The sequence below is a fragment of the Streptomyces sp. NPDC021212 genome (genome assembly GCF_044332925.1).
Classification (GTDB): Bacteria; Actinomycetota; Actinomycetes; order Streptomycetales; family Streptomycetaceae; genus Streptomyces.
The window spans coordinates 648,670-660,428 of sequence record NZ_JBIRPZ010000002.1 but is presented as its reverse complement, the minus strand read 5'-3'; the positions used below and the strand labels follow the sequence as shown (position 1 = coordinate 660,428).

Below are 11,759 nucleotides of genomic sequence, written 5' to 3'. Positions count from 1 at the left end.
GCGGGCCTCGTGTCAGTCCGCATCGAAGAACCCCGATCGGGCGACGAAGACTCCCGCGACGGTCAGTGCGGCCACCAGCAGCTCCACGGAGATGGCCGCCGCGATGTTGATGTTGTTGTTCTGGAAGGCGAAGTCGTACGACAACTGATTGAGCGAGTAGTCACGGCCGGCGACCCCGACGCTGGCCTGGGAGAGCAGTTGGGGCTCGACGAACAGCTGGGTGCCCCCGGCGAAGGCGAGGATCACCATGTAGACGATCCACTTGCGCAGCAGGGGGATCTGGATCCGCCATGCCGTCTGCCAGGGGCCCGCGCCGTCGATCCTCGCCGCTTCCAGGATGTCCGACGAGATGTTGTCGAGCGCCCCGTACATGACGACGATCCATCCACCAGCGCCCGTCCAGAAGGCGATGAGAGTGAACAGGACGGGCAGGTGGGAGGGCGCGATGACCTGGCTGAAGGTCTGGAAACCGGAGGCGCGCAGCAGGAATCCGACCGGGCTGACCACCGGGTCGAGCAGGAACAGCCAGACCATGACGCCCGCCGCGCCCGCGAGGGCGCCGGGGACGTAGTAGAGGAAGCGCAGGGCCCTGCTCACCCCCTGGGCCGCCAGCCGGTGCAGCAACAGCGCCAGTCCCACGACGAACAGGACCAGTGCCGCCACCCAGAGGACCAGATACAGTGCCACATGCTCGACGGCGGGGAAGAAGCGGAAGTCCCGCGCGGCCGTCGCGACGTTCGACAGGCCGACGAAAGCGCCGCCGGCATCGGTGAAGGCGAAGTAGACCGCGTAGCCGGTCGGCACCACGCCGAACGCGACCAGCAGCACCAGGTAGGCGGCGACGAAGCCGTGGCCCGCCCGGGCGGACCGCGGGGCTCGGCGTGCCGGCGGTGCGCCGGACCGGTCGGCTCCCGTGGCCGGCCCGCTCACCGGGTCACCTTGTACCCATCGGCGCGTGCGTAGTTCACGATCGCGTTCTCCCAGGCCGGCAGCATCGAGACGATGCTCTTGCCCGCGGTCAGCCCCGGAGTGACCGTGGCCGCCCAGATGGCCTCCTGGCTGAACTGCCCGTAGCCCCAGCCGGGCCACACCTGGTTCGCCGCGGTCCGGAGGGGCCGTGTGATGTCGCCCGCGTAGTAGCCGGAAGTCGCCTGGTGGGCCAGCCAGGTACGGGCCGCGGGTGCGTACGCGGGATACCCGGGGGCGGTCGTGCCCTGGTAGTCGTCCGAGGTGGTCGCCCAGAGGAGGAAGGCAGCAGCGGACTTGAGGTGTGCGCTGTGTGCGGAGAGCAGCCAGGTGCCTCCCCCGACGTTGCCGACCGTCGGCGGGGAATCGCCGGACCACTGGGGCATCGGCGCGACGGCGATCTGACGAGCGGGGGTCTTGAACGTTCCCTGGAACAGCGACCCGCCGTACCACGACGGGCCGGGCATCATGAGGATCTTATCGGCGGCGTTCTTGTCGAAGTCCGAGCTGAACACGCTGCTCAGGGAGATGGTCTTGTTCTTGACCAGCCTGTCCAGCAGCGAGGCCATCCGCTCGCAGCGCGGGCCGGTGGCGTCGACCGTGACCGCTCGTCGACCGGTGATGCGGTTGGCTCCGCACTTGCCCGCCCACAGGTAGATCTCCGGGGTGAAGGCGTCACCCGCGGAGCCGACCAGGTAGCCGGGGTGCTCGGTGGCGACCTTCCGGCCCAGCGCCTCGTACTGCTCCCATGTCGTGGGGACCTGATAGCCCCACTTCTTCATCAGGACCGCGTTGTACCAGAGCACGGTCTGCGCCAGGTCGTTGCGCAGGCAGTAGAGCGTGTCGTCGACGGTGCACGGATCGTTCGCCCCCTTCGCCCAGTTCGCGAGGGAGGAGCGGGGGATGAGTCCCTTGTCCAGCGGCGCGGTGAAGCCCGCCTGCACGGCCCAGGACGTCTCGTTGTTCTGCGAGCTGAAGACCACGTCCGGCCAGCCGTGCCCGGTGCGGTTGAACAGGCTCACCTTGGTGCGCAGGTAGTTGGAGCCGTTGGCGTCCCCGTCGTAGGTGACGATGTCCATCTTCACCGAGGGATGCTTCTTCTGGTACAGCTTGGCGGCGGCCAGGCGCGAGGAATCGACCCACACCGTCAACGCGCCGTCGGTCTGTCTCACCGGCCGGAAGCCGTCGTGGGCGCCGGTCGGGCCACCGCCACAGCCGGCCACGGCCATCAGGACGAGCGCGCCGACCGCCCGCACCGCGGCCGGAAGTCCGGTGGGTGCGCGGCCTTTTCCCGATCTCCTGGCACCGACCGCGCGGACCTTCGCTGTCATGAGCGACTCCACTCAGTGTTCGTGTCAGCTGGCGGAAGAACCTGGCCTGTCAGGCGAACGTCACACATAAGAGCCGCCCGTATGAGCGCAGTCAACGGAATGAGTGAGCCTATTTTCCAAATTTTTCGGCGCTGACGCCTTCGTGATGGAGTTTTAGTGCCCTATGTATGGATAAGTTGCTCTGCACCTCTCCGAGAATAAGTCGGACACATTTTTCACATATGGCGCAGGTATATTCTCTTCCCGCACGGGGCGCAGCCGGGCACCGGGCGTGTGGCCTCTTCCGTTGAAGGAGGTAAGCGGTTGGACGGACAGCCTGTGCCGGCGACCGGCCGTACGACGCCCTCGCAGCGGCGCCATGCCGAGTCGACGGGCGCCTACCGCCCCGGGTACGAGCTCGTGGCCGAGCAGATCCTCCAGCTCATCGCCGAGTTGCAGTTGCAGCCGGGTGACCGGATGCCGACGGAGAACGACCTGGCCTCCCGTCTGGGCACGAGTCGCACGGTGGTGCGGGAGGCGGTGAAGATCCTCTCCGCGATCGGGCGGGTGCGCGCCCAGAAGGGGCGTGGCCTCTACGTGACGGACGACGAGGGTCTGCTGGGCTCCACGCGCTGGGGAAGCTTCTTCCTGCCGACCGACCTGGAACACGTCTACCAGCTCTTCGAATTCCGGCGAGTACAGGAAGGCGCGGCGAGCCGGTTGGCCGCCGCCCGGGCGACCCCCGTCGAGTTGCGTGCCATCGAGACCGCGGCAGAGATGTGCCGGGAGGGGCACGTGACGGGGCAGCGGGCGTTGTTCGACCGCGGTGACGACGACTTCCACATCGGCATCGCCACCGCCTCGCACAACCCGTTCCTCGTCGCGGCGGTGCGCGAGGCGCGCCGGTTGCAGCGCCAGTCCAGCACGATCGGGCTGCACGGCACGGTCGGCGGCCATGCCGCGGAAGCCGTGGAGGAGCACGCCTCGATCTGCCGGGCCATCAGGGACGGCGATCCGGAGGCGGCGGCTCGGGCCGCAATGACCCATCTCGACAACACGCTCGAGGACTACCGGCGCGAGATCCAGCGCCGGGTCTTCGGCTGAGCCCACCTGCCCGCCGACCGCAGCCGACGGCGTCGGCATCCCTCTCGTCACCGAGAGGGTTGACAAACCTCGGGGCCGCTCTACGATCCTGGCTATCCGAGAGTACGACACATGTTCGAAATATCGAATTTCGTGTTGCTCGTTCGTGGGCTCCGCAGCCGTGCACAGGGTTCAGTGATTTGTCATGCGCATGATCTGAAAGCGCCCGCGATGTGGCCGCTCAACGGCCCATCGTCGCCGCGTCCCTCCAGGAGGAGAACCATGCAGCCTTCGTCAGCATCCCCGCCGGCGCCACAGCCCCGCAGCCGGCGTTCGTCCGCAGGTGTCGCCGCACGCTCGGCGCTGATGTCGATCGCGGCACTGGCGACCGCGTTCACCTGGCCGGTACCGGCGTCGGCGGCCGCCACCGGGCCGTGCGACATCTACGCCTCGGGCGGCACCCCCTGTGTGGCCGCACACAGCACGGTTCGCGCGCTCTACGGGGCCTACGGCGGCAAGCTGTACCAGGTCAGGCGTTCGTCGGACAACGCCACCCGGGACATCGGCGCCCTCGGCGCGGGCGGTGTCGCCAACGCCGCCGCCCAGGACTCGTTCTGTTCCGGCGCCACCTGCGTGGTCACCGTCGTCTACGACCAGTCCGGACGCGGAAACGACCTGTGGTATCAGGGGTCCGCTCAGGTCCCCGGCTCAAGTCAGAGCAGCCCCGCGAAGGCGACTTCCGAGCCCCTGACGGCCGGTGGCAGCAAGGCGTATTCCCTGTACATCAACCCCGGCAACAGCTACTGGCGTGACGGCCACGCCACCGGTATCCCCACCGGCAGCGCCCCCGAGGGCATGTACATGGTGGCGAGCGGCACGCACGTCAACGGCGGCTGCTGCTTCGACTACGGCAACAGCGAGACCACGCGGAAGGCGGATGCCGCCGGCGCCATGGACGCCATCAACTTCAGCACCTCGTGCTGGTTCGGCGGATGCTCCGGCCGCGGCCCGTGGGTCCAGGCGGACCTCGAATGGGGCCTCTACCCGGGGGGAAGCCAGTCCTGGAACCCCAAGCAGCGGGCCTTCACCAGCAAGTTCGTCACCGCCACCCTGAAGAACAACGGCACCTCCCGCTTCGCCATCAAGGGCAGCGATGCCCAGGCCGGCAACCTGACCACCCTGTGGGACGGCGCCCTGCCGGGCGGCTACAGCCCCATGAAGAAGCAGGGCGCCATCGTCCTGGGCAGCGGCGGCGACTGCTGCAAGCCCGGCGGCGGCGCCAACCTCAGTGCCGGCACCTTCTACGAGGGCGCCATGGTCGCGGGCTATCCGTCCGACCAGGCGGAGAGCGCCGTCCAGGCCAACGTGGTCGCCGCCGGCTACCGCTGACCAGCTCATTCCGACTCGCGGCCGGCCGTCGCCCGCGTTCTGATCGCGGCGGGGACCCTCTCGGCCGTCACCTCCGCGTCCGTCAGTGCTTTGGAGCCGACGATGACCTACGCCCGACCGCTTTCGCCAGCGTTGCCGTTTTCGGCCGGCAGGAGACTCAGGCGAGCGCTCGCCTGGGTGGTGGGCCTCATGCTCGCCCTCGCCGTCCCCGCCGTCGTCCAGCCCACCGCGGCAAGGGCGGACAACCCGATCGTGCAGACCATCTACACCGCGGACCCCGCGCCGCTGGTCCACAATGGCCGGGTGTACCTCTACACCGGGCACGACGAGGACAACTCCACCAACTACACCATGAAGGAATGGCGGGTGTGGTCCTCCGACGACATGGTCAACTGGACCGATCACGGCTCCCCGCTCCACCTGTCCTCCTTCAGCTGGGCATCCTCCAACGCCTGGGCGGGACAGGCCGTCTACCGCAACGGCAAGTTCTACTGGTACGTGCCCATGACGGACCGGGCGACCGGCCGGATGGCCATCGGCGTGGCGGTGGCCGACAGCCCCACCGGGCCGTTCCGTGACGCCCTCGGCCATCCCCTGGTGGAGAACGGCCAGTTCGACCCGACGGTCTTCATCGACGACGACGGCCAGGCATACCTGTACTGGGGTAACCCGGACCTGTGGTACGTCAAGCTGAACACGGACATGACCTCCTACTCGGGCAGCCCCACCAAGATCCCGCTCACCACCGCGGGCTTCGGCACCCGCACGGGAGACGCCAATCGGCCCACCCTGTTCGAAGAAGGGCCCTGGGTCTACAAGCGGGGCGGCCTGTACTACAACGTCTTCGCGGCCAAGTGCTGCCCGGAGTTCATCGCCTATTCGACCGCCCCCGGCCCTACCGGGCCGTGGACCTACCGAGGCACGGTCATGCCCACCCAGGGCGGCAGCTTCACCAACCACCCGGGGATCATCGACTTCAAGGGGAGTTCCTACTTCTTCTACCACAACGGCGCCCTCCCGGGCGGGGGCGGCTACACGCGCTCGGTCGCCGTGGAGAGGTTCTCCTACACGTCCGACGGCACGATCCCCACGATCAACATGACCAGCGCCGGGGCGCCTCAGGCCGGCACGCTCAACCCGTACACACGTCAGGAAGCCGAAACGATCGCCTGGGAGTCCGGGGTCGAGACCGAGCCGTCCGGTGACGGAGGGCTGAACGTCGGATACATCGACAACGGCGACTACATCAAGATCAAGGGCGTCGGTTTCGGTGCGGGTGCGTCGTCCTTCACGGCACGTGTGGCCTCGGCGGTCGGCGGCAGCGCCGTCGAACTGCGCCTGGGCGGCCCCAGCGGGACCCTGGCGGGCCGGTGCGGTGTGCCGAACACCGGTGGGTGGCAGACCTGGACGACGGTGTCCTGCCCGGTCAGCGGCGCGACGGGCACCCAGGACCTGTATCTGAGGTTCACCGGCGGCAGTGGCTATCTGCTCAACATGAACTGGTGGCGGTTCACCGCCGCCTCCGCGGCGACGGCGTCGCAGTAGCGCCGCGCCAAGGTGCTCGGGCGACGGAACCCCGGCCACCACATCCCCTCCCCTCATCCACCACCAGGAGTCATCGATGTCGATGCGACGGCGCACCTTCCTCGGCACGGCCGCAGCGGCCGGCGTGGGCTTATCCGCGCTCGGCGGCACAGCGGTCGCCGGCACCCCGGCGCCCCGGACGGCTTCCCCGCGACAGGCGCCCACCCAGAAGTTCCCCATCGGGGTACGGCAGTACGACTGGTCCCGCGGCGGCCGCCGGCTCCTCACCAAGATCTTCTACCCGGCCGCCACCGGCAACCCGGGCGGCAACCCCGTCCCGGACGCGCCCATCGCAAGCGGTGTCTTCCCCATCGCCGAGTGGAGCCACGGCATGGGGTGCAACTCCGACTGCTACTCCTCGCAGACCCACGACCTGGCCGCCGCCGGCTTCATCTGTCCCGCTCCCTCGTTCTCCGACAACACCAACATCGGCAGCGTCTACAACGGCAACTGGTCGAAGGACGTCTCCGAGGTCCTCACCCGGACCCTGGCCCTGAACACCGCGTCGGGCAGCCCGTTCGCCGGACACATCGACACCAGGACCGGTGTCGGCGTCTCCGGCCACTCGATGGGCGGGATGACCACCCACGGCCTGCTCACCGCCTGGCCCGACAACCGCATCGTCGCCGCCGTCCCGGTCGCCTGCGTGGACATGGGCAACCCCGCCGGCCTCCACGCCAAGGTGCTGTTCATCCACGGCAGCAACGACGGGACCTGCAACATCAACTCGGCGCGGCAGGCGTACAGCGAACTCCCCGCGCCGAAGGCGTTCCTCACCCAGAACGGTGCCGACCACGGCTCGTTCCTGACACCGCAGTACCCGTACTACGCCCAGACGGAGAACACCTTCCTGGACTGGTTCCGCTGGGGCCTGTACGGCGACAACGCCGCCCGCGACCGCCTCCGGGGCGACGCCACCAGCAACGGAACGTCCTGGGTCACGGCCCTGTGACAGCGACGAACGACGACTCGCCCTGCCCGCTGCGGCAACCGTAGCGGGCAGGCGTCCGCCCCCGGGGCAGATGCGCCTCGTCGGCACGTCGGCCCTGGGGGCGCCACTCGCGCTCGTTTGTTGTGCAGCACCAGCCAGGCGTCGTCGCCCTCGGTGTAGAGGCTGCCGTCGATGTGGTGGTAGGCACCGGGCTCGATGAAGTCCGGCCCGACGGGGGCCAGGTCGCCGAAGGGCTTGTCGCGGTTGCCGTCGACGAGCCGGTACGGGCCCTCGACGCCGCCCTCGCTCACCAGCAGGAACGAGCCGACCTTCCGGGAGTGGTCGCCCATGCACGCGACGATGTACCACCTGCCGCGGAAGTAGTGCACCTCCGGCGCCCAGACATCACCGCGCTTGCCGAACCGGTCGTCGTGCCAGTACTCCTGCCACGGAGCGACGACCGTGCGGCCGGGCCGGTTCTCGCCGACGAACTCCGGTGACCACACCTTCCCCCGCTCGGCCCCGGGCCGGACGCCGGTGGTGTCGGCCAGCTTCCACGGCCCCCGCAGCGACCGGGACACCCACACGAAGATGCCGTCGTTCCACGGTGCTGCCCCTTCGAGCCCAGGTGCTCGGGTGGTGCCGGTGGCGACGTACAGCGGACGGCCGTCGACGACGAAGCAGTTGACGTAAGTGTCCCGCATCCAGACGCGGCCCAACGCCTTGTCCCGGGCAGGGTGGCCGCCACGCTTTGGGAAGCGGCACCGGCCAGGAAGAATCGCCGGTCGAGGGGTAATGCGTTCTCGGAGTTGGTCATCAGCGTGTCCTCCTCGTCGTCCGTGCAGGACGCGGGCGGCGTCCTGCCTGGGAGGCCACGTTAGACATCCGTTCCGGTAGTGAACAGGGGCACCGGAGTGGGGGAGGAGGCGCGGGTCGCCGTCAGCGACGCCCTTGGGTGAGGCGTCGTACGGCGGTTGCGGTGAGGGCGGCCGTGGCAGCGGTTGCGGCGGCCGTGGTGGTCCAGCGGGCCGTGGGGGAGGGCGGGGAGGGGCGTGACGCCAGGCGTTCCGGGTGGTCGGTGGGGAGGGGGCCGTCCAGGGCCAGGGCGAGGGCTTCGGCCAGGTGGAGGGCTCGGCGGCCGGTGTCCCCCTGCTCGATCTGGGTGCGGCAGCTGAAGCCGTCCGCGAGGAGGAGGCTGCCGGGGGCGGCCGCGCGGACGGCGGGCAGGACGCCTTGTTCGGCGATGGCGATGGAGATCTCGTGGTGGCCGCGTTCGAAGCCGAAGTTTCCGGCGAGGCCGCAGCAGCCCTCGTCGAGGACGTCGGCGACGAGATGGGCGCGGCGCATGAGCTCGCGGTCCGGGTCGTCCTTCATGACGGCGTGCTGGTGGCAGTGGGTCTGGACGACGGCCTGCCGGGTGAGGGTGGGGGGTTGCCAATCGTCCGGGGCGTGGTGGACGAGGTGTTCGGCGAAGGTGCGGAACTGGGCGGTCAGCCGTTGCATGTCATGGTCGGCGGGCATCAGTTCGCGGGCATCGGCGCGGAACACGGCGGTGCAGGAGGGTTCGAGGCCGATGACGGGTGTGCCCGCTTCCAGGTAGGGGCGCAAGGTCCGGAGCGTACGGCGCAGGACCTTCTTCGCCATCTTCAGCTGACCGGTGGAGATCCAGGTCAGGCCGCAGCACACCGGTGTGGTCGGTACGGCGACCCGGAAACCGGCGTCCTCCAGCACGCGCACGGCCGAGATGGCGACCGAGGGGTGGAAGTAGGTGCTGAAGGTGTCCGGCCAGAGCACCACGGTGTGTGGGTCGGCCGGGTCCGGATTCCCGGCGGGGCGGGCGCGCCACCACTGGAGGAAGGACTGCCGGGCGAACAGGGGCGCCGGGCGTGCGCCGTCCACGCCCGCGAGCCGCTTGCCGAGGCGGGCCAGGCCCGGCGCCTGGGTCGCCGCGTCGACCAGCGGTGGCGCGATACGGGACAGCCGGGCCCACAGCGGGAGCCAGCCCATGGAGTAGTGCGCGGCGGGGCGCGGGCGGCCCGCGTAGTGGTGGGCGAGGAATTCGGCCTTGTACGTGGCCATGTCGACCCCGGTCGGGCAGTCCGACTTGCAGCCCTTGCACGCGAGGCACAGGTCGAGGGCGTCACGGACCTCGGTGGAGCGCCAGCCGTCGGTGATGGGGGAGTCCGGGTGGCCGTCGAGCATTTCGAACAGCAGCCGCGCCCGGCCGCGCGTGGAGTGTTCCTCCTCCTGGGTGACCCGGTACGACGGGCACATCACGTCGCCGTGGTGGCCGCGGCAGTTGCCGATGCCGACGCAGCGCATGACGGCCCGGGTGAAGGAGTTTTCGTCGTCGGGGTAGCCGAACTCGGTGGCGGGGGTGGACGGCCGCCACCCCGACCCCAGCCGCAGCTGGCCGTCGACCGGGTTCGGATCGGCGACCTTACCGGGGTTCATCCGGTTGTCCGGGTCGAACAGGGCCTTGACCTCGCCGAACGCGGTCACCAGGCGCTCGCCGAACATGCGGGTGAGCAGTTCGCCCCGGGCCTGGCCGTCCCCGTGTTCGCCGGAGAGGGAGCCGCCGTACGAGGACACCAGGTCGGCGGCGCGTTCCAGGAAGCGGCGGAAGTCGGCCACGCCGTCGGCGGTCTTCAGCCCGAACGGGATACGGGTGTGCACACAGCCGTGCCCGAAGTGCCCGTACACCGAGGGGTGGTCGTAGCCGAACTCCCCGAACAGGGCCTTCAGATCGCGGAGGTAGTCGCCCAGGCGCTCGGGCGGTACGGCGGAGTCCTCCCAGCCCTCCCACGTCTCCCGGTCGTCCGGCGGGCGCGCGGTCACGCCGAGGCCCGCCTCCCGGGCCCTGAGCATGCGTTCCTCGCGCCGGGGGTTGTCGGAGAAGGCCACGGTGGTGTCCTTCTCGTCCCGGCCCACCGCGTGCAGCAGCGCGTACGCCTGGTCGTCGACGTCCTTCTCGGTGTCCCCGCTGAACTGCACCAGCAGCCAACTGGCCCCGCTGGGGAGGGAGTTGAGCGATTCGAGGTACGCGTGTTCCTCGCGCATCAGCTGGGCCATCCGCCCGTCCAGGGCCTCCAGCGCGGTGGGTGCGCAGTGTTCGAGGAGCCGGGGCACATCGTCGGCTGCGGTGCAGATGTCGTCGTAGCCGAGCACCAGCAGCGACTGGTACGGCGGTACGGGCACCAGGTCGATCTCGGCGCGCAGCACCGTGACCAGGGTGCCCTCGCTGCCGACCAGGGCGCGGGCCACGTCGAACCCGTTCTCCGGCAGGAGTGAGTCCAGGTTGTAGCCGGAGACACGGCGCGGGATCTTCGGGTAGCCGTGCCGGATGTCCGCGAGGTATTCGCCCACGATGCGGTCCAGCCCGTCGTAGATCTCGGCCCGGCGGCCGCCCTCCGCCGCGATGCGCTCGCGCTCGGCCTTGGTCGTGGGCCCGACCCACATGCGGACGCCGTCGTACGTCAGGATCTCCAGGCGGGCTACGTTGTCCACGGTCTTGCCGTACGCCTGGGCGGAGGAGCCGCACGAGTTGTTGCCGATCATGCCGCCCAGTGCGCAGTGGCTGTGCGTGGACGGCTTGGGACCGAACTGCAAGGAATGGTCGGCCAGTTGGCGGTTCAGCTCGTCCAGGACGATCCCGGGCTCCACGACACAGGTGCGCGCGTCGGGGTCGACCGAGACCAGGACGTGGCAGTACTTGCTCCAGTCGATGACCACGGCGGTGTTCGTGGTCTGCCCGGCGAGGCTCGTGCCCCCGCCCCGCGACAGGACGGGCGCGCCGAAGCGGGCGCACACGCCCACCGCCCGCGCGCCGTCCTCCACGCTGCGGGGGACGACGACACCGAGGGGCACCTGACGGTAGTTGGAGCCGTCGGTGGCGTACGCGCCCCGGCTGCCCGCGTCGAACCGGACCTCGCCGTCCACCTCGTCGCGCAGTGCCTGCGCCAGCCCGCCGACGTCCACCGATACCTGAGCCACGGCGCCCTCCTCGGTAGCGGTAGCGGTAGCGGTAGCGGTAGCGCTGCACTCAGCACTCGCACAGGGGTAGCCCACGGGTGGGGTGGATAAACCTGGCGGTCGTCCGAGAGGGCGATGAAGGGTCGCCGCCTCGCTGAGGATCGGTGAGGACGAGCGACGACAGACGGTGAGGACGAGCGACGACGGACGCAGCGCGGCCCGAGCCGGCGGGGGCTCGGGCCGCGCGGGGCCGGGGCGGTCGGCGGCTCAGCTGCCGATGCGCTTCTTCAGCAGCTGTTTGCCCAGCTCAGCGCCCTTGCGGCTGTCGGCCTGGGCCTTGCGGAACAGCTCCGCGACCTCGGTGTCCTTCTCGCGCTCCGCGTCCTGGATGTACGTCTCCATCTTCAGCGCGTTGCTCAGGCATGCCTCGACGTACCAGACCAGGTTGTAGTCCTTGTCCTTGGTACCGGTGGTCTCGCCGGTCTCGGTGGCGTGGGCCATGGTGGTGCCTCCTTATCCGCGCG

Annotated in this window: 7 protein-coding genes and 2 pseudogenes; 4 read left to right on the top strand and 5 right to left on the bottom strand. The window is 69.7% G+C overall.

Features of this window, described 5'->3' with window-relative positions; all coding sequences use genetic code 11:
* Nucleotides 1-12 precede the first annotated feature (12 nt).
* Nucleotides 13-930, bottom strand: coding sequence for a carbohydrate ABC transporter permease (locus ACH4SI_RS07150; protein WP_398293491.1), 918 nt, complete (start codon nucleotides 928-930; stop codon nucleotides 13-15).
* Nucleotides 927-2,195 carry an ABC transporter substrate-binding protein gene (locus tag ACH4SI_RS07145; protein ID WP_398293947.1) on the bottom strand — a complete coding sequence of 423 codons (1,269 nt, stop codon included), beginning with the start codon at nucleotides 2,193-2,195 and terminating at the stop codon, nucleotides 927-929. Before ACH4SI_RS07145 ends, ACH4SI_RS07150 begins: the two co-directional genes overlap by 4 nt.
* 420 nt (nucleotides 2,196-2,615) lie before the next feature.
* Here ACH4SI_RS07145 and ACH4SI_RS07140 point away from each other — a divergent pair, with 420 nt between their 5' ends.
* The 4 genes and pseudogenes from ACH4SI_RS07140 to ACH4SI_RS07125 all read left to right on the top strand — a co-directional run bounded on the left by ACH4SI_RS07140 (nucleotide 2,616) and on the right by ACH4SI_RS07125 (nucleotide 7,284).
* The gene (locus ACH4SI_RS07140) at nucleotides 2,616-3,380 is read left to right on the top strand and encodes a FadR/GntR family transcriptional regulator (RefSeq protein ID WP_398293945.1); all 765 of its coding nucleotides are present in this window, start codon (nucleotides 2,616-2,618) and stop codon (nucleotides 3,378-3,380) included.
* A gap of 408 nt (nucleotides 3,381-3,788) precedes the next feature.
* Nucleotides 3,789-4,748: pseudogene (locus ACH4SI_RS07135) on the top strand (arabinofuranosidase catalytic domain-containing protein); the annotation flags it as partial.
* Nucleotides 4,749-4,928: 180 nt separating this feature from the next.
* Complete coding sequence (locus ACH4SI_RS07130) at nucleotides 4,929-6,293, top strand: glycoside hydrolase family 43 protein (protein ID WP_398293943.1); 1,365 nt, start codon at nucleotides 4,929-4,931, stop codon at nucleotides 6,291-6,293.
* A gap of 76 nt (nucleotides 6,294-6,369) precedes the next feature.
* Nucleotides 6,370-7,284 (top strand): alpha/beta hydrolase family protein, encoded by a 915-nt coding sequence (locus ACH4SI_RS07125; RefSeq protein ID WP_398293489.1) that lies wholly within the window; start codon nucleotides 6,370-6,372, stop codon nucleotides 7,282-7,284.
* A gap of 119 nt (nucleotides 7,285-7,403) precedes the next feature.
* Here ACH4SI_RS07125 and ACH4SI_RS07120 read toward each other — a convergent pair.
* The 3 genes and pseudogenes from ACH4SI_RS07120 to ACH4SI_RS07110 form a co-directional block, all read right to left on the bottom strand.
* Nucleotides 7,404-8,261: pseudogene (locus tag ACH4SI_RS07120) on the bottom strand (hypothetical protein); the annotation flags it as partial.
* The gene (locus ACH4SI_RS07115) at nucleotides 8,203-11,256 is read right to left on the bottom strand and encodes an FAD-binding and (Fe-S)-binding domain-containing protein (protein ID WP_398293487.1); all 3,054 of its coding nucleotides are present in this window, start codon (nucleotides 11,254-11,256) and stop codon (nucleotides 8,203-8,205) included. The gene ACH4SI_RS07115 and the pseudogene ACH4SI_RS07120, both read right to left, overlap by 59 nt.
* Before the next feature lie 246 nt (nucleotides 11,257-11,502).
* Nucleotides 11,503-11,736: a hypothetical protein gene (locus ACH4SI_RS07110; protein ID WP_398293485.1), complete on the bottom strand. Its 234-nt coding sequence runs from the start codon at nucleotides 11,734-11,736 to the stop codon at nucleotides 11,503-11,505.
* Nucleotides 11,737-11,759 lie beyond the last annotated feature (23 nt).

Coding starts and splice junctions, on each gene's coding strand:
- ACH4SI_RS07145 (WP_398293947.1), bottom strand. CDS start 2,195: ATGGCCGTGGCCGGCTGTGGCGGTGGCCCGACCGGCGCCCACGACGGC.
- ACH4SI_RS07110 (WP_398293485.1), bottom strand. CDS start 11,736: ATGGCCCACGCCACCGAGACCGGCGAGACCACCGGTACCAAGGACAAG.
- ACH4SI_RS07125 (WP_398293489.1), top strand. CDS start 6,370: ATGTCGATGCGACGGCGCACCTTCCTCGGCACGGCCGCAGCGGCCGGC.